General features: G+C 57.5%; 14 protein-coding genes. 7 read left to right on the forward strand and 7 right to left on the reverse strand.

The features are described from left to right. Positions 1 to 189 precede the first annotated feature (189 nt). The 4 genes from M0639_RS17125 to M0639_RS17140 form a co-directional block, all read right to left on the reverse strand. Positions 190 to 1,332 carry a DUF7159 family protein gene (locus M0639_RS17125; protein ID WP_042445978.1) on the reverse strand — a complete coding sequence of 381 codons (1,143 nt, stop codon included), beginning with the start codon at positions 1,330 to 1,332 and terminating at the stop codon, positions 190 to 192. 87 nt (positions 1,333 to 1,419) lie between these two features. Then, a complete protein-coding gene (locus tag M0639_RS17130) occupies positions 1,420 to 2,235 on the reverse strand; it encodes a carboxypeptidase-like regulatory domain-containing protein (protein WP_230793121.1) in 816 nt (271 codons plus the stop codon). A 1,569-nt stretch (positions 2,236 to 3,804) separates the two neighbouring features. After that, positions 3,805 to 4,278 carry a hypothetical protein gene (locus M0639_RS17135; RefSeq protein ID WP_042445920.1) on the reverse strand — a complete coding sequence of 158 codons (474 nt, stop codon included), beginning with the start codon at positions 4,276 to 4,278 and terminating at the stop codon, positions 3,805 to 3,807. Positions 4,279 to 4,550: 272 nt separating this feature from the next. Continuing rightward, entirely contained in the window at positions 4,551 to 5,102 is a 552-nt protein-coding gene (locus tag M0639_RS17140) for a recombinase family protein (protein WP_080726527.1), read from the reverse strand. 675 nt (positions 5,103 to 5,777) lie between these two features. Here M0639_RS17140 and M0639_RS17145 point away from each other — a divergent pair. Next, positions 5,778 to 6,695: a site-specific integrase gene (locus tag M0639_RS17145; protein WP_042445916.1), complete on the forward strand. Its 918-nt coding sequence runs from the start codon at positions 5,778 to 5,780 to the stop codon at positions 6,693 to 6,695. A gap of 116 nt (positions 6,696 to 6,811) precedes the next feature. On the opposite strand, the gene M0639_RS17150 is transcribed toward M0639_RS17145, so the two are convergent. Continuing rightward, positions 6,812 to 7,315 (reverse strand): hypothetical protein, encoded by a 504-nt coding sequence (locus M0639_RS17150; protein WP_144245823.1) that lies wholly within the window; start codon positions 7,313 to 7,315, stop codon positions 6,812 to 6,814. A gap of 371 nt (positions 7,316 to 7,686) precedes the next feature. On the opposite strand from M0639_RS17150, the gene M0639_RS17155 reads away from it, so the two are divergent. The 3 genes from M0639_RS17155 to M0639_RS17165 all read left to right on the forward strand — a co-directional run bounded on the left by M0639_RS17155 (position 7,687) and on the right by M0639_RS17165 (position 11,152). Continuing rightward, positions 7,687 to 8,640, forward strand: a complete 954-nt coding sequence (locus M0639_RS17155) for a hypothetical protein (protein ID WP_144245822.1) — start codon at positions 7,687 to 7,689, stop codon at positions 8,638 to 8,640. Beyond that, a complete protein-coding gene (locus tag M0639_RS17160) occupies positions 8,637 to 9,539 on the forward strand; it encodes a hypothetical protein (protein ID WP_042445907.1) in 903 nt (300 codons plus the stop codon). Before M0639_RS17155 ends, M0639_RS17160 begins: the two co-directional genes overlap by 4 nt. A 248-nt stretch (positions 9,540 to 9,787) precedes the next feature. Beyond that, positions 9,788 to 11,152, forward strand: coding sequence for a hypothetical protein (locus tag M0639_RS17165; protein WP_042445905.1), 1,365 nt, complete (start codon positions 9,788 to 9,790; stop codon positions 11,150 to 11,152). 206 nt (positions 11,153 to 11,358) lie between these two features. Here the strand turns inward: M0639_RS17165 and M0639_RS17170 are convergent, their stop codons facing one another. Both M0639_RS17170 and M0639_RS34955 read right to left on the reverse strand, forming a co-directional pair. Next, on the reverse strand, positions 11,359 to 11,955 hold the full coding sequence (locus M0639_RS17170) for a hypothetical protein (protein WP_064075759.1): 597 nt from the start codon (positions 11,953 to 11,955) through the stop codon (positions 11,359 to 11,361). Positions 11,956 to 11,995: 40 nt separating this feature from the next. Then, positions 11,996 to 14,863, reverse strand: a complete 2,868-nt coding sequence (locus M0639_RS34955) for a VldE C-terminal domain-containing protein (RefSeq protein ID WP_080726526.1) — start codon at positions 14,861 to 14,863, stop codon at positions 11,996 to 11,998. A 476-nt stretch (positions 14,864 to 15,339) separates the two neighbouring features. Here M0639_RS34955 and M0639_RS17185 point away from each other — a divergent pair, with 476 nt between their 5' ends. The 3 genes from M0639_RS17185 (at position 15,340) to M0639_RS17195 (ending at position 18,922) form a co-directional block, all read left to right on the forward strand. Continuing rightward, the gene (locus M0639_RS17185) at positions 15,340 to 16,365 is read left to right on the forward strand and encodes a sigma-70 family RNA polymerase sigma factor (RefSeq protein WP_042445897.1); all 1,026 of its coding nucleotides are present in this window, start codon (positions 15,340 to 15,342) and stop codon (positions 16,363 to 16,365) included. A gap of 588 nt (positions 16,366 to 16,953) precedes the next feature. Next, on the forward strand, positions 16,954 to 17,760 hold the full coding sequence (locus M0639_RS17190) for a hypothetical protein (protein WP_042445893.1): 807 nt from the start codon (positions 16,954 to 16,956) through the stop codon (positions 17,758 to 17,760). Further along, entirely contained in the window at positions 17,753 to 18,922 is a 1,170-nt protein-coding gene (locus tag M0639_RS17195; protein ID WP_230793122.1) for a helix-turn-helix domain-containing protein, read from the forward strand. Before M0639_RS17190 ends, M0639_RS17195 begins: the two co-directional genes overlap by 8 nt. Positions 18,923 to 18,925: the final 3 nt, after the last annotated feature.

Below are 18,925 nucleotides of genomic sequence, written 5' to 3' on the forward strand. Positions count from 1 at the left end.
TCGTTGTAGTGCATTACTTCCGGCAAAAGCCTTTCATTCCAGGAGATGGCCGAATAGATAACAACGAGTACGCCCTATATGGCGGAGAGTGGCCAGTGGCACCGCGAGCGCGGATGCTGAGGAGATGTGCCGTCACCAATCCCGCGACGATCGCGATCTAGGCTGCACTATGTGCATGTGCCCCGTAGATCATCCGCTACGTGTTGGCACGCAGTCATCGACGCCTGGAGCCTGCGGAGGGGTCGTCGCAGATGGAAGGTCAGGGTCCGAGCGTCGTAGGCCAGCCGGGAAGGCAGGAGCGACCGGATCGCAGGGCGGGAGAACCTCGTTCAAAGTCGTTGGGAGCGAAGGCAGTACGTCGACACTCTCGCCGCTCTCCCCAAACCTGTGTCCAGGTTGGACGGGGACGGCAGGGCCGCCACTGTCGTGGCTGTCCTCGTCGCCGGGGATCGACGGTGTGGTCTCGCCGTTCGTCCGATCAGTGGTGGCGGTGCTCGCCTTGTCCGGCGCAAGGGTGATCAGCAATCCGATCAACAACCCTCCGAGCACGAGGAATGTCGATACCACCGCAAGTGGTGCCCAATGCCGCGCTCCGGCCGCGGTCACCACCGGGGCGCCGATCGCTCCGGCCAAGGGCACCCCGTGCAAGGCAGCGAGATGCGCGGCGGCGACCAGAGCCGCACCTATGGCGAGTTGACCGGGTTCGCCAAGGAATACGAATCCGAGACCGGCCTGCTCGGCAGCGACTGCGGCCATCTCCCGACTCTGCTCGGGAGACCTCATTGCCACGAGCATCTTCGGAACCGCATCCCGCTCCGCCACGATCAAAGCAAATGTTGCGGTGAATGTTTCATTGTTCGCAAACAAGTCCGAGCTCAGAAAGCGGTGCGCGGAGTCGATCGTACCGGAGAGAGGATCGATCGCGGCGATCACGGTTTCCTCACCCTCGCCCCAGAATGCCAGGATCGGGGACACCCCAGCCAGCGTGTCCACCGTTCGAAGGTAAGCCAGGCGTGCGTCGAGACCGTTGACCACAACGACGTTGTCGCCCGCAAGGGGCGACGAGGTCTCTGAAATCAGATCGCGCACGTCGCTGCGCTCACACACCACCCCGATCGAAGTCGGGTGCAGGTCAGAGCGTGATGCGCGGTCGATCGCGACGCCGGCAGCGGAGACGAGCGCGCGAGCCGATGACTGTGCGGACGGAACGCCCCCGTCCGCACTCCACCTATGGCGGTGCTGGTCGACAGGCCCGAGGAGAGGGGTGTCGGCGTCCACGAGAGCGGTGGAGATGGAATCGCTGTCGAGTGCGATACCGAGACTTTCACGCACGAGAACCTCCCACGGTGTCCTGGCATTCTGAAACACGACAGCGGCTTCGAGGATCAATGTCAGGTCCCCGAACGTGCGCGACGGCGATCACAGCATCAGCCCGTTCACAGTCATCTCACCCGGGTACAGTCCGACGTCCACCGGCGCTCGTCCATCGACCGTGATTCGATACGTTCCAGGCAGAAGTCCGACGAAGGAGAACCGCCCATCGAAGGGTGTCACCGACCGAGCAATTGCGTGACCACACTGATCCACGCCCTCGATCAGTGCGGTCGACGCCGGGCCGGAGGTGACGACACCTGAAATTGTTCCGTTCGCCACCACCGGACCCTCCGGAGTTGTTGCGCTGTCAGGAACGGAGACTCCGTACGGATCGCACACCCCTGTAGCGGTCGAGACCCGCACAACGGCGTCGTTGGAGCGGACACGGACCGATCCCCCGCGTGCGCTCACTACGACGGCGATCGGCAGTCCGTCCGCCTCTGCTTTCGGGCCAGCGGTCATGTCCACCGTGCGGGTGAAGTATCTGTCCTGCTCCAATTCTCCCACGCGACAAAGCAACCCGATCTCATCGAGGAACGATCCGTCGCCGCAGTACTCAGGCACGGACGTCACTTTGAATCCTCGCTGCACCGGAAGGTCGATAACCACATCAGGCAGGGGAACGCCCCGGATACCGATGTCAATGACGTACGTCACCGGATCACCCTCGCGGACAATCCGATTGGACGGACCGGAATCGCGACCCGGACCATCATCAGCATCGAACGGTGGGACGCCGTCGAACACAGATAATCCGACGGTGAACAGCGGTGAGGCGTCGCTCTCTACGACCAACCCGACATCCGAACCCGCTGCAGGCGCAGTGAACGATAGCGCTCCAAGCACCAGCGCAGCAGCCACGACGGCCACCCCGAAGCCCCCAGATCGCCTACGGCATGTGCGCGGGCGCACCCCGACAGTCACTATTGTCGACCACAGTTCCGACACCACAGATCTCACGACGTTTTCCCTCACTGTCTGACTTCAGGGTCCCCGACGGACACACACAATCCCACTTGGCGAACTGCAAGCTACTTGCATGTGCAATTTAAACCTACGAAAAGGGAGGAAGACTGGCACCAAACAGGGTGATTGTGGGGATGAAAACCTTGTCTGGAGGTGAAACTCGGGGTGGTTTTCTCACATTTTGGATTCTGAGTTTCACTTCGGTTATCGTCTGGACCAAGGCGCAGCACACTGTCAAGACGGACGGATAGGGCTCCACAACCGCCTTCTTCGACCGCCACAATCTCAGGCTCACGGGATCGGGATGCTCGATCTCGAACGGCCACTCGGGCGGCGCCTGCAGGTCTACCGCCAGCTCGGGTTCGTCCACCAGTACCGGCCACAACGACCCGTGGCAGTCTCCGGTCGCCCGCTCCTGGAGATAGACGCACATAGGATCACTCGGCTAGAGGACTCGGCCGTCGCGGGATGACGCCGTGCTGAGCTCATTGATATCTTCGTTGCCCAGCCTCGCACCGTGAAGAGCGTCGACGCCGTTGCGAGCAAGCTCGTCGACGCTGATTCACCGAGTTCAGGCAGCTCGAGTCGCCTGACGGCCTTCCCAATGCCGACGATTCAGGGAGTAGCCCCAGGAATGCATGCGTTTCTTCTGAAACTATTGGCCGTCACGGGTGATCACGCTGCCGGTAACTCGGAGAGATCGCACGAGAAGACTTCCAGTGCGGCCTCTTGACGAGAACCGAAAAGCGTTCCGCAACCGCTCAGTCCGAGTTAGGAGGGCTTGCGTCAGTCGCGGATCGCCACTGCTGCCGATAGCGGGAATCCAGCGACTCCTCCGTTGAAGAGTTGCCAGGTGCATCACCATCGACGAAGTAAGCAGCCGCGACACCCAATCCGATCCCGATTGTGGCGACGATTCCCATGCTAGCCAGGGGAACAGACGACTCCGATGCGTTCGGAAGGTGTCGCTGGCCAGCCACTATCGCAATGCACATCCCGCCCAAGACAAAGCTCAACATAACTGCCAAGCCCGCACACACACGTCGGGTTCCACGGTTAGCGGTGACAGCAGCGAGAAGTCCCAACCCGCCAGGCACCACCACGCCAGCCGCAAAGAACCCGTAGTACGACACCAACGAATTCAGATTTGTCACCCCCGCCGAACCCCATTGAACAGCAACCGGATCTGGAAGACTCCCCGCCCACGAGAGCGCTACGCACCACATGAGGACATAGCCAGCTATCGGCGCCATCAACGCGACCATCCGAAGTTTGACCGGCGCTGCTATATCCACCACACATCCCTCGGTGAACAGTGCCAGCTGTCGCCCCAGTCTGCCCCGACAGGATACCGCTCAGCCCGTTGACGCACAGTCAGCTCAATCGCAGGTGCAGATGAATGGCTGGCGCCGGTAAAGTGTCAGCGTTAATCCATCTCACCCTCCCCTATACGCGGTACCGAGATCATTCCGGTTGCACCCCATGCCTTCTCAATATCTCCGCGAACGGATCCCCAGGCTTGGCCTTCCGCTTGGCCTTCGCGGGCCCGAGACGATCGAGGTAGATGACGATTGCATCGGAAATTCCACGGTCTGTCGTGTCTGCTGGGCCGACCAAGGAATAGGCATCTGCGATCGCGGCGCTGGTTCCACCCCAATCTCGAACCGTCTGAGCACAATCGAACTCGATCCTATCCAAACCCTGATCTCCCGCGGCGACCATCTTGGCGAGGAGGAACCGGACCACTCTGGCCGTCATGGCGCGATCAACATCCAAGGGCCGCAGTCGCTTCAGTGACTTGTAGATTGCGAGGAAGTCATCGTTGCCGCTCTCCTCGACGACCTCGAGAACCGCTTCACTCAGTTCACCACTCAATCTGTTTCGAATCGTACGTGTCCGACCGTGGATCGTTCGCTTGTCTTCGTCAGTCAGGTACATGTTGGACTCCTCGCTACTCGGATCGTCGGCGTGTACGGGAAACGGCTTTCTCGCGCGCGCGGGGGACGAAGTCAAGCTATACGGCACCCCGGACCGATTTCTCTGAAAGCTATTGCAGTGCTTGATATATAGACGATTGATCGATGATCGATAGTCTTTTGCGCCCCTAGATCGCGTTGACGGGTCGACTTAGAATCGACGACGTCTCGTCTAGAAGACTTCGAGATCAGGCGTCACAACGCCATTCAGAGAGTCCGCTGTCGCCAGCCCGATCACTTCGCCAGATTCCGATACAACGTACTGCGCGCCACGTTGAGAACCTCAGCTATCTCTCCCATAGGAACTCCCTCCCCTCGCATCTTGATCGCCAGACGTCGCTTCGCCACAGATAGTGCGGCTGGCCGTCCACCGATGCGTCCGCGATCACGAGCCGCGGCCAACCCAGCCATGGTTCTTTCCTTGATGAGACTGCGTTCGAATTCAGCGAGAGCCCCGAAGATGTGAAAGATCAACGTGCCACCCGACGTTGAAGTGTCGATCGACTCATTCAGTGACTTGAACGAGACTCCACGACTTTTCAGTTGATCGACGGTGTCGATCAGATGTGGGAGCGAACGACCGAGCCGATCGAGCCGCCAAACCACCAGGGTGTCTCCTTCCCTAAGCGTATCCAAGAGCTTGGCCAATTCTGGCCTGTCAGATCTCGCCCCTGAAGCCGTGTCGGTCCAGACCCTGAAACAGCCGGCGGCGCTGAGAGCGTCCTCCTGCAGATCGGCGTTCTGTTCCGAGGTTGACACCCGGGCATACCCCAACAAGGCGCTCACGCGATACCTCTGTCCCAGAACTCAACCGATGCACTACGTTTCGAGACGGTGCGAATGAGACGGGTTTTTGAGACTCCGAACTCGCTAGTGAGCGAGCTACCTCGACCATCTGTAGATCGAGTCTCTGAATCGTTCGTTTTCGAGATGCCCATCTGCAAGTTCCCTCCGCTTCATCACCACTGGTTCGTTCGCCTCGAGTTCCGCATCCGGGCCGACTCAAGCAATTCGGATGGACTCGTCGACTCTTCGATTCTAAAAGAGTCAGTTGGTGAATTGGTTGCAGCACAGATGGTTTAACCACCCATCGATGCGCAGACGCAATCAATCGGCATCAACTCTCTCAACACGCTATCGTTGACGTCGCGTACTCGTCCCGGATGGATGGTGTGCAGGCCCCGCCGAAGCAAGCTCGATTCAATTCACCTGGCGGGGCCACTCATCCATTTCTGCCTGACGCCATCCTCTTCCGATCATCGACGCAACGCCACAGCACGCTTCCGTAGAGCTGTACCTCCTCCAATGTCCCTAATAGAATCGATTCTTAGAGAAGCGAATATCTCGACTAGGAGTTTCGTCGAGCATTTCTTGCCACCAGAGCACCAGTGACAGTTCTGCCCGGCAATGGACGTGATCTACCGCGACAATTCACCTCCCCAAAACGCAAAGGGACCATCGATGACGCAGAGTGATATCCAGCAATTTCGGCATTTTCTGGCGCAAGCTCGAGAGTTGGCACAGTCCAGCCTGGCCGACCCGGAGTTCCACGCTGCAGTGAGAAACGCTTCAATCCGGAAGCTACCCAACGCATCCACCGCCGCAACATACGCATCTCGATGGGCCCACTTCAAGGCGTTCTGCCGCGAACGTCACCTAGCCGAACTGCCCGCCGCCGAGAAGACGCTTGTGGAATACATCTTCGCATGCAGCTCCGGCACGCTGAGCCCCATGCAGCGGAACGGTTTCCCCGCCCCTGAAGCGGTCGCAACAATTGAGGGCCGCGTATCAGCAATCAAGTACTTCCACGGCCATCACTCAGTGCCCTACCTGAGCGGCAACGTCGCCAGCGCGGAGAACATCAGGTCAGTCCTGTCTGCGCTGAAAGCCGTTATGAATGAAGAAGAGTCAGCAGGTGAGTCGCAGATGCCATGGCGAGAGTTCCGCCAGGCAGTCGGCGCCCTCTCCGCGGAATCGCCGCTGGAGAGGGCAATACTATTGGTGTCGCACTTCGGCCGATTGAGTCCCCAGCAGGTCGTGTCCCTGAACTTCGAGGATGTCTCATTCGGAAAGGCGAGCGAACCGATTCAGCTTTCGATTGGTGGACCCGACATCAGAGAGCCTGAGCTTGTCGATCTGCCCATACTCTCTGATGTCCAAATGTCACCGACGTCAGCTCTTCGGAGTTGGATCCTCCACCGAGGACGATCTGACGGCCCGCTGTTTCCAGCTGACATCCGAACTATGGAGCGGAGCAAACCTTCCCGAGTGGACTTGATCCTCGCTGACGCACTGGACCGAGCAGGCCTGGACCCGTCGCAGTACACCGATCACACCCTTCAATGCGGTCGACTGGTGCGTAAAGCAGACGTACTGTGAGGTCGGCGCCGCCCGCGGACACTGATGACAAGGGACTGCACGATCCCGACCTCGCTCGCGGAAACCGAGCACTCAGATCGGACGTCTCCTTCCCGAACGGAGGTCCTCACTCGGCGTCACGAATCCACTTCCATCTGAACACTTTCCAATACAGCCAGGTGATCTCTGTTCATCTGATGTGAGACCCTACGGGCCACCCGCCCCTTCAGCAGCTTCGGATCGATTTCAGCTGGCTGAAGGCTGGTCCACTTTGCGTTCCGAACCCCAAGCTCATGATAAACGAGCACGATGGTGGGGCCGGTTTCCAGAAACATCATTGCCGACTTCTGGAGGGTTCTCTCGATCGATTTCTCAACGACTCCTCCAGCTATCGCTTGAAACCTGGACAGGTACCGCTGGCTGAAAACGATTGTGACATCACCACTGTACCCGGAGAGATGATCAGTTCTGAAACTCTCCAGATGCGTGTTCGCAGAGACGAATTCATTGTACGATCGCTGCAGTACAGAAGGCCGGTCACGCTTCGGAACATTGCGCCAATCCAACTGCCCCCGCCTGAGCAGCTTCTTGCGATATCGGCCTTCGTAACCACTGATGAGCATTTCCCGAATCGAATTCATACAGCCCCATATCGACGTCAAATTATAGTCTAATTCTACGATCAATATATACATCAGTAAAGATAACCGGCTTACATCGGGTTACATTTCACCCCATATCCTAGTAATATATTTCTAGATAAAGATCTTTATCGAAGAAATAGAAATCTCAGACTGTCGACTTCCCTTTCCAAAAGGAGGCCAGAAAACCCATGATAACAAGAATTCCAGTTAACCCGCGATACCCCAAGTTTCACCGACTTTCGCGTCGAGATGCCAACCAAATGAAATCGGGCTTCCGGATCCGATCTGGCCTCTACGAGGATCAGATCGCAGTCAGCGCTTGGGGATTTCCACCAGTTCCCAAGCGATACCCGCGTCAGCGAAACGGGTTGATTCGCAACGCACCCAGCAATGTGAATGCAGACTTCGTCGGCCATCCCATCTATTGGTTCGATGAAGATTTGGCGGGCCGCATACAGTACGGCGAACAATATCAGGAGTCCGAAGGTGCATGGAGCATTCGGATGCACTATCTGATGCAGGTAACCGGCTACAAGAAGAAGACGTACAAAGCGGACGATCACTTCGATTTCCTCAAAGTTCGGCGGTTCGACGACTGGAACACATTGGAGCAGTATCACTGCCCGTCGCTTCCCGAAATCTGGTTGGACTCTTCGCCCCAATATCGACTGATCGGTCGACAAGATCTGACCGACAAGGAACATGCGACCTGGACGTCTTTGACCGAAAGCGCGGTAGAGCGTTGCCAGGAGGTCGCGGACGGACTGGACGAGGATCTCGCCTATCGGTATCGAGACTCTTTGGCGGTGGTGGAGAACTCCCTGCGACCGTGTTTCGACTCAAATACCTACTGGAGCAATCACGTTCAACCTGCTCTCGATGACCTGTCGATGCAGTACGAACGACAGTTCGCAAACTTGCGGAAACCTATATGGGGGCACTTGTTGAGGCTGTCGTTGGCAGAGTTCCGCCAACTGGAGGATCTCATCCTCTTGTACCGCGACTGCGCGCGCCAGTACCGGCAACATCAAACTCACTCATTCGGACCTGCGAGGCCGTCGATACCCGAGCTCTCCACAAACCTGCACTCGGTGCTCGATTTTGAGGCGGGGGTATTCGATTGCTTTGACAACCGAGTTCGCGGTTCCATGGATCGCCTCGTCGCTACTGCGCGCGCAGTTCACGACCAGGAGTGGTCAGCTCTGAGATCTGCTCACGCCAGTCGCCACGGATCACTAATTTGCAATATCGCCCACACCGGCGAGGAAATCATCCTCCCAGCCGACATCCACGAGAAACTTCAACTCAAGGATGCATCGTGAAACGAATCATCAAAGCACTCAAACCCAATGCGCTCACGATTCCGGACCAACAGACCCTGTTCTGGTTCGCGAGGTCGCTCTTGAACATACTCGTCTTCACCGCCATAGCGGGATCGATTCGGCTCGTTCCGACTCTGTTCAATTCCAGCGACCAGATTGAACTTCAACGATACGTCCTCGTATTGGAAGCATCTATCAATGCCTTCTTCATCTTCACCGTTGTCGTCGTCTCAATTGTGGCTGGACTTGTTCAGGGACCATGGGCGGAGGTATCGGAGGTCCTTCGGCGAGCCAAGCGCGATCTCTCCTTCCAACTGGGTCTACTCCTCCTTTTCGCAATATTCATCAGTGGATTGGTTGGCAGACACCAACTCCTCAACAAATTGTCCGACGGCGGCGCCGCGTTCCTACTCTTGCTCATCCTGGTGAGCACATTCGCGGCTGTGAGCGGCGGATACCGCGCCTATGTCATCAACGTCGCAATGAGCGCATCCGAGTACGAGTCGTACGGATCCAAGACTGGATTCGAGCGATGGCGGCTTCGTCTGTTTCGGTTCAGATCGCGATTTCCCTTCACCGAGGCTGCAGTCCTCCGAAGGAGTGGTTCCATACCGGACGGAGTACTGAACCCACGCCGTCTGCGCATGAGTGCGAGTTTGGCGATTTCCGCGCTGGGCACGCCAATCCTGGCGATCGTGCTCGCGAACGCCGCCACAACGAGGCTAGGTGCCGATCAACTCTTTCCCCTCTTCTTGGCGATAGCCATCGGATGCATAAACATGCTGTTGGCCACGATGATTCGGATCTCCGATCTAATCAAGCCGTACGGCAAACAGGGGCAAATGCTCCCGTCTGCCGACCTGCTCGTGAAGGCAGAAGATGCGCCAAAGGAAAAATAACACTCCAGATGACGACCTTGCAGTGCTGACAGCGATTGGTGAATCACACTCAATCGAGCGCTCTTCGACGACAAAGTTACTCGGCGTGTGAGTGATGCTCAGAACGGAGAACGACCGCAAAGTCGTGACTGTACTTGGCCACTGGCAGAAGGCCCTTCGATAGATCGACGGATTTCCTGAGCCGTCCTGATTCCCTACCCCTAGGGCTATCTTCCAAACGAAAGCACGACGAAAGAGGACTCGAAACCATGACTACGACAACATTTGAGCCCAACTCAGACGGAGGAATCCAAGCTTCGGACGGCTTGAACTACAGCCACTTCCACCTGATCTCGTCGATCGAGCGCGAGAGCATGATCTCTCACATGGTTTTGCAGACAGGTTTGGAGCCGAATCAGTTTGCCACCAATGTATTCGGATTTCCTGCGATACCCAAACCAATCATCCGAAAGAGCAGCCGGGGCATCATTCGACTTGCTCCCGGCGCCGCACGGGATGAGTTCCGTGAAACTCTTGGGCATCCCATCTTCTGGATAGAACCCCATCTTACCGAGGCGAGAGTCGGTGAGACTGAGGAGAACTGGTCCATTCGCATGTACTACCTGATCCTGTTGATGGGATACTGGAATCCCGAGAAGGGGTGGATTAACTTCCTCAGTTCCAAGGGGTTTGACTACAATCCTGTTGACGTCGAGGGCTACCACATGGGTTCACTGCCCAGGATTTCCATCGACCTACCAACTTCCGCCCCGGACCAGGATGCAGCTCAGTCGGCGGAGGCCGGTGACCGGTACCGGTTCCTCAATGAGTCAGACATCGTTGGCGGACTCGCCGCTGTTGAGGAGCACTACCGGTCGGCGATCGCTCGCTGCGAGAGCGCTCTGCTTGCAGACCTGAAGGCATTCCTGGATCGCCAAACCAGTTGCCTAGACATCGCTTACCAATGTTTGGGCGGAAGAGACGGGGCTTTACATCGCAGCGACCTCGACTTCGACGACAGCTCGGGGTCCTGGATTACTGTCATCGAACCTAGATTGTTCGAGATCGCGGCCCGATACCGGAACGAACTGGCTCAACCGGCTCCCGATATGGCCTCGATACTTGAAGATGCGGAAGACCTGTACGGAAGAGTCCAGAGTGTGCTGGTCGCTTTTGGAAACATCGCGGCCACGCTTTCGGTTCCGGTCATTCAGAAGGGCGAGAGTGCGTCGACAATGCACTCCGAGACCATCTCTTACATGGGCTTGGCAATATCTCAGGCATCCAGCCGGGAGCACGGCTACAGGATCGTGCAGATGGTTCGGGAGTGCTTTTCCGGCCGTAGATTCGAGAGGGCACTGGACGAGGTGAATGTCCACGTTCATGACCAGTATGAGATCGCCTGGAAACGAATGCGATTGGCCGTCGTCAATCACCAGCTCCACATCAAGGACAAGGAGCCGTTGACCACATATGCCTCTTTGGAATTCAAGATGATCCACGGACGCCTCTGGCTGAGCACTGAGGAAGCCAACCTGCTGGACGGTGAAATGCCCGCCGATACATCTCCCCAGACCGACGGAGTCTCCATCCACCTTGACGGCCTCGATGACGGTTACGACCGCAAGAACTGATTCACAAATGATTGAGGCCCTATTTCGATTGTCCCGCAGCGAATCCGTCGTGTTGCTGCCATCGGAAGCACTCGTGCTTCCGCGCTCGCAGGTACGTCTGAACCACCATCATGGGCAATCGGTTGAATTCTCGGTGCGAGAAACGAACCCGACTTCGGATCCTGACCGGAAATGCTCCAGCCAAACCGAGCCAACGCTCCGAGCGACTACCTCGGAGTGTCGTAAGTGATCACCTTCCAGTCCTGAGCACCCATCATCTGCAACTTCAAATAGATGGTCCACCCTTCCGGGTAGTCAACTCGGACACTGACCTCTTGAAACTGAGTCAGATCGGTCGCGATGATAAACGGTCGGCTTCCTGACCTCAGCCGAGTGGTATCGATCGACGACATCTTGGAGAACAGGGAAGGAATGGTGAACGGATGCAACGAGTCCAGCCATTCTTCCGAGCTCCGTCCCTCGATAGCTCCGAAGTTGTTGGCGAACTGGACGGCGACAGGCTTCCACTGCTCGACGACGACCGGATTCAGATTGAAGTCAATCGCTTCATCACCTTGGCACTGCCCATCCTGACATTCGGCGACCCGCTTCTGCCCTGGCGGCGTAGGACGTTCCTTGCCCTCCGGGACCCATCCTTCCGGGATGTGACCATCTGAATGTCGATCGCCCGTATCGTGCGTTGAGCTGGGAGTCCGCTCAGTCTGCACAGTTTCATCCCCGCTGAAGAAGATGTTGCGAATCCCTATCGCAAGAAGGATCATCACAACCGCCGCTGCGAAGATTAGTTTCGGCTTCCTGGACATCGTAGAACCTCTCTTATTCAACATCTTTCGATCGAGACCGCTATGTGACTTGTTGCCCGTTGGTCCATCCGCCGGCCTTCTTCAACAACTCAGATGGATCGACCTGTGTCCGTCCGTTGTTCATGTCGAGTTGTTCAAGATGAAGGTGAACCCCTTCCGACCATCCTGAGTTCCCCATCCGCCCGATCGGTTGGCCCGACTTGACCTGTTGGCCCTGCGAAACACTGACGTCGCTCATATGCGCGTACCGAAGTCCAACCCCTGCTCCGAGGTCGATCACAATGTGATTTCCCCATCCACCACCACACGAATTGTCCTGCGTCAGAGGAGCACAACCAGTCACTACCTCGGAAATCGTGCCATCTCCCATCGAGAAGAGGTCGATCGGCTTGGCTCCAAACGATGCGATGTCGACGCCTCTGTGTGAGCCACCTCTAGTCCCGAAGAAGTCAGAGATCGTGTACTCCTGCACACGGGCCGGAGCACTGAGCCCGCCCACGTTCGAAACCAGCTCCACGCCGGGCGCCTCGATCCGCTGACAGGCCTGCCCCGCAGATCCTGCGCCGCCTTCAGCGGAGTTTCCGAACGTGTTCACGTGGATGTGGTCCATGTGATTTGCGGTAGGCCCGCCCCGATCTTCCATCGCGTCCCAGGATTCGATCGGATCAGACGACATCCAGATGTGTTGCTTCCAAATCAGATACTCGATGCCGAGCTGCTTGGCGTTCTGCTGGAGGTAGAGAGCGATACCGTCGCCGTACTTCAGCCCTTCCGGGTTCTCCGGTGATTTGGGCATCTCGTTGCCCGGCACGGGCTCGATCATGATGTCGACGGCGACACCGTTGTAATGCTCGTTGTAACCGTCGGGATCACGGTAACCGTAGTAGGTGTGAGCCCCGTACTCCTTGTTGACCGTGCGAGTAACCATCTCGGTGTCCGGCTTCATACCCTTGAGTACCGAGCTCGACGGCCCGGCTGTTTCTGTCGTGTCGAGCAGGCTGATGCACTCGTGCTTGGACATTCCGCCTAGGTCGGAGCAGGGTTCCGATGTCAATGAGGACGAAGATGACTGCGCAGACTTCCCTGTCAACGACTGCACGATCTTCTTGGCGGAACTCTCCCACTTTGCGTATGCCTCAGGGAATCCAGACCTCTGCACCGCTTGCGCTGCGTCTGTCAGCGTCATGTTCTCCCAACCGATCACATCCTTGAGTCCAGCGTTCGTAGAATGAGCACTCGTACCCAGGAACGCCTCTGTCGCCAGCACGGGATCGCGAATCTGGTCCAGGGTTCCCCACCCCATGCTGGGACGCTGTTGGTACAGACCTTGGCTGTCTCGGTCACCCCAGTCCAGATTCCGGAGCGTTGACTCCTGGAGGGCGGTCGCCAAGGTGATGACTGCCGCGTAATCACCCAGCCCCGACCGGTCAACTACGCCAATGATGGTGCGAGCAAGACTAATCTGTTCCTTGTCCAGGACAATGTCGCCCGCCGCAAGAGATGTCAGACTATCGTCACGACCGATATCTGCAACGCTGTCAGCGGGTTTCGGAACAGGACTTGAGGACGTAGATTCCTCTGTGCCGTTGGATTTTTCGGAGTCAATCTTGTTGTAGTCGATCGGCTCCGACGCCGATTCGGTTTGGCTCGTCGGTTCGATTTCACGAGCAGGCTCGAATCGAACCCCACTCGGATTTACCCAACCTTCCGGCCCGCCGATGTAGCCAAGGTTTGTCGCGCAGCCCCATGGATCCCAGCCCCGTGTACGCCAAACTTCGAGCGCGACTTTGATCTGTTCTTCCTTGCTGGCCTTGTCCGGAGTAAGCGCATATTGGCTGCCATCCACCGAATCCCATGTGGATTGGTCAAATTGGAGCCCGCCCATGTATCCGTTGCCGGTGTTGGACGACCAATCTCCCCCTGACTCACAATCTGCGATCGCATCCCAGTCCGTAGTCGTCGGCTCAGTCGAAGAACCCGGCTCAGCACTCTCCTGCAGAATCGGATTGGTTTCCGAAGCGGTCCGCCTGGTCGCGTGACTGTCATTGATCGACTCCGAGTCGGAAAGCGACGGCGGGCAAGACAGCGAAGCTGCGGCTGCTGCCCCGCCGGCTGCCCCGCCTCCTGCGGTGATCGCAGCACCGATGACCGATACAAAAAGCACGATCACCAACAAGAGGGACCCCGCCGTCGCCACATACTTGACCGGGCGAATCGACTTCTTCAGGATCGCGGTCCCCGCTGGGGAGATGACAGAATTGGAGGCCATTTCGAGGCCCTTTTTGGCCACCTTCTTGGCGACCCGATTGAGCGGCTTCTCTCCCTTTGCGCCCTTCGACAGAGACTCCGCCGTTTTATCCTTCGCCGGGCTAGGTGGCTTGGTTCCAGCAATCGTGGTGTCGTTTCCTTCAGGGGAAGGAACAGTTTGCTTGTTCTCCGAGCCGAGGCCCGCGAACTTGCCTTTCACCTTCTTCGCCGAATCAAATACTTTTTCAGCGCTTGATTCCGATTTCTTCCGTGGAACTTTACCTGCGGATGCCGCTTCGCTATCCGGGTGTCCCGATACTCCACGACCCAGCTGGCCCTTGTCGCGGCGAGACGTCTGTGCCTCTCCACTCGACTTTCTCCCAGACGCAGCTTTGCTCGTTTGCTGTTTCGCCCGAATCTTGGCGAGCTCATCCCGCTCGCCGTCACTGAGGCGAACTGGTTGAGGAATTGGACGAGGTGGCAGTCCCCTACCAGTGGCTAATGCTCGGCGATCCACCCGCAGTGCTTCGTCCATCGCGAACTGGCCGAGACTTTCTTCATATTGTTCATCGATGAGGGATTCAAGTTCTTCCACCATGGCGGAGAGGAAATCATCAGCATCATTCTGCAACTCAGCCTCATCGTGATCTGGTTCGAGCATCCCAGCCTCTCCGGCACACCAAGCTTGGTCTTTTCAAAATCCATCTTTCGATTAATAAACTATCCCTTTCACAACCTTCAACTAAAGGATAATGACACCGGAGAAGAATTTTTCTACGAAATATAACTGTCATTTCAGAGCAATTCCTAATACGATAAATAGATAAATCGCGAGCGTTAATTAACGCGATCCCAGACGAGGGAGATCCAAGAATGGGTGGAGCCAAAGCTACGCATGACCGTGAATATGACAGGTCAGCGGTATTGCCGTTTTCACGCACCGATCAGATGGACCCCGTGCAGAGGTGACCACAACGCATACTTCACCGCTGTTCCCCTGCACCGCAAAGAATATCGACCATTCCACTGATGCACCGGCCTGCGACACAGATCCAGACTCGCCGCCACATGCACTCCAGAGTCGCAGTCTGAACTGGCTCGCGCAGATCAATTGCCAGACACGGCAGGAGACCGATCATGTTGACCTACGATGACGAATTGGCCCTCTCCGACCGATTGGTTGCTCGACGCCAAGTTCGGGACAAGCTTTGCGCCGAGGAGAGAGCCCCGACCGAAGAGGAAGCGGCGATACTGAGCGACGGCGACACTGCAGCAACGGATCTCGTCCGCGCCTACCTGCCATACATAAGCAAACTTGCAAGCACAATTTGCGACCGAAACATTGAGAACAAATCCTCGGTCGGATGGGACCGCGACGATCTCTTCGATGAGGGAGTCATCGCTGCACTCAAAGTGACCAACTCGTTCAACGCTCGCGGGACGAACAACCATCCCGGAGTTCGGTTCGCCAACTACTCATCCCTAGCGATCAGCAAGGCGATGAACAGGCTGATCGCAAAGAACAGCACTCCGTATCGCGCCGACACTGCAGCAATTCAAGCGACCTGGAGTTGGCTCGCTGCGACTGACGAATTCGTGCGTGATCATGGTCGACGTCCGACAGACGAAGAGCTGGAAGACATCACCGGATTTGCCTGCACGTATGTGCTCCCCTCAATTCCGTCGCGGTCCACTTTCGGGGATGTTCACGACCCGGTGTACGTGTCGATCCCGGAATCGGATCCCGCGTCCATCTCAGATGACGTCGCATACAAGCAGAGCGCGGAACTCCTCCTCGAGGTGCTGGAAACCATGTTGGCGGAGAAGTACATGAAGTACGCCCGCATTCTCTTCTGCGCCGACGAGAACGTGCCCTACGAAGCAGGCAATGCTGCCCGGATCCTCGGAGTTCCGACTCGACGGGTCGAAGCTGTCAACGAGTACCTGCTCAACTTCATCTCGCACCCCCGTTACCGCGTCTGGGCATACGAGATCATCAAGGAGAAGGACGCCATCCGCAAAGGTATCCGTGCCAGTGAGAACCGCAAGAGACTCGAACGACTCCGGCCGACCGGAGCGGGACAAGCCCCGTCCGATGCCGCGGTTCACATCCAGCAGGATGAGCTTCGGGCGGATCAGCTTCGATCTACCGCCATTGCTTGACGAACCTTGGTGACCGAATGCCTCGACGGACTACCTCGGTATCGGTTTGCCAACAGAAGAGATCGCCGCAGAAAACCAGATTATCCGGACGGTACGACAGTCTTCTGAGTTCATCTATCCACGAACGTCGAGGGCAAAGTTGCCGCAGCCACGACCACGTGTAAAGCCATGGGGTGCCCGGGCGATTCGACGTACGCTATTTCCATGGAGTTCGATCACGAAGCCTCTCGACCCGAAGGAGCATCGGTCGAGCACGCGCGTACTTCGGCTCTCTATCAACGCGTTCACTCAACCAGGGCGGCAGAGGCCCTCCTCAAGTTGATCGAGGATGGCAGAGATCGGTGCGGGCGGATCGGCGAATAGGCGACCGTCACGCGGGACTCAGCCCTCAGGCAGCGCCAACTCGGCTGCGCGGGGTCACACACGTGAATTCCTCGTCGGCCCGGTGACCAGCACTTCTATCTCCATTTGGGCGGTCGAACCCGTCACTTCCCTGAAGCCTGTCGGCATCAAGTGATAGGATTTTGCATGGAAATGAAGTCAATCCATGTATTGTCCCGAGAAAAACAAGCCAAAGGGGCTTCTCAGATGGCATCCACTGAACCCACCGAGTGGGAGATCCTCCGCTTCGGATCGAAGTTCCAGGTCGCCAAGGACGCTGCGATTGCGTCGATGTATCAGGCGCAAGCCCGGGCTTTGGGGGCTCACCTCGGCGGTGGAGCCCGTACGGAACACGCATACGGAACTCAGTTCGCGGTCGCACAGTTCGAGGAGTTGGCGGACCACACACGTGACCTTGAAGGCGTGGAGCTGAGAAAGCCTGAGAACGCCAAGGTCCAGTACGAACTGCCTCTCATTCTTGAGACCAAGACCTTGCTGTACCCGCTGCGATACGGCAAGGACGGCAAGGTGAAGCGTGATGGTGCCAAAATCACGATGTCACAGGTACGCCGAGACCTACTGCATTCGGGCGTGGCGCGTCAGGCTGAGAAACAATTCGACCTCTTCGAGCCCCTACTCAGTGAGGAAGAGATTGTCCGACGTCAGGACGCCGAGAACGAACTCCGCGCAGAACTGCTGAGAAGCGGACGCGTTGTCACAATCGGTATCGCGTGCAGCCCCGATGGCGTCTTCGACCTCTATTGGGGCGACGTCGATGTCGACGACGACACTGGCCGGATCCACGTGCTGTTTTCGGAACCTTTGACTCGGCCCGACGCCCCGGCTTCGGGAAAGCATCTTCGCCTCGCAGAAATCGCGACAGCGCGGTTGCCTCGCTTCGATGAGGAATCCGATGATGTCGGATTCAGCCTGACTCCCAATGTTGAACCCGGCGCGGTGAACAGCGAAAATATCCCGGAAATCGACATCACAGGCAGTGAGAACAGTGAATGACCACGAACAGCCCGGTCAGCTTCGTCTCTTGGCAGATGACGAGATCCCTCACGACGTCATCTCGGGCGCATTCGATGCTGCGCGTCTAACTCAGGCGCGCCGACTCGCAGGGCTGACGAAGAAGACAGTCGCCGACACGATCGGGGTCTCACCGGTAGCAGTTGGACAGTGGGAGGCTGGCACAGCCAGTCCCCGCCCGGACAATGTGGAAGCACTCGCCAAAGCGCTCGAAGTGCCGGTGTCATTTCTGGCATCAGGTCGTCCGTATGCCCGACTCGACTCTGCTGCAGCTCATTTCCGTAGTCTGCGGCGGACACCAGCAATCCAACGCAGCAAGGCGGTCGCGTTCACTGAACAGCTGTGGGAACTGACCAATGCGCTGGAAAAGCGCGTCCGTCTCCCCGCGGTCGATCTGCCGGGATTCTCCGCCGGTGAGGTCGAACAATTGGGGTTTCCAACCGACCCCATCGGCGCAGCCGGTGAGCTCAGGAAATACTGGGGCCTAGGTCTTCGGCGGATTCCCAGAGTCGTCCGAACCATGGAACAGCACGGGATCATCGTTACGTTGGCACCGTTCAACCCTGACGACGCGAAAACGATCGATGCGTTCTCCACGACTCAGCTCCCCCGACCGGTCGTCGTACTCACACGAGGCCGGGCTGACGACGTGTATCGACACCGCTTCACAGCCGCACACGAGCTCGGTCATCTGGTCATGCATGGAAACTGCGTGCCTGGAGATCCGTTGCAGGAGAAGGAAGCCGACATCTTCGCTGCTGAGTTCCTCACGCCGAAGGATCAGATCAGCCCGGAGCTGCCCGCTCGAATCGACTTCAATGCGCTGATCGAATTGAGCGCGACATGGGGTGTGTCTGTCGACTCACTTCTCCGTCGATGCAAGGAAGTCGGAATGGCTTCCGAGGCAACCTATCGGCGCGCGTATCAACGATTGGCGGCGCTTCGAGACGCCGACGTGATTCGGAGTGAGCCCATCGAGGGGTTTCCTGGCGAGGTCCCGACATTGCTCCGATCTGCCTACGAGGTAGCGGAACAGAACGGATTGAGCCTGAAAGCACTGGCAGCCGAGCTACGAATAACCCTGCCTAGACTGAGACTATTGCTCGGCGAAGGGGACACACGCCCTACCTTGCACCTGGTTTGACGC

The sequence above is a fragment of the Rhodococcus qingshengii JCM 15477 genome (assembly GCF_023221595.1).
GTDB classification, from domain to species: Bacteria; Actinomycetota; Actinomycetes; order Mycobacteriales; family Mycobacteriaceae; genus Rhodococcus_F; species Rhodococcus_F qingshengii.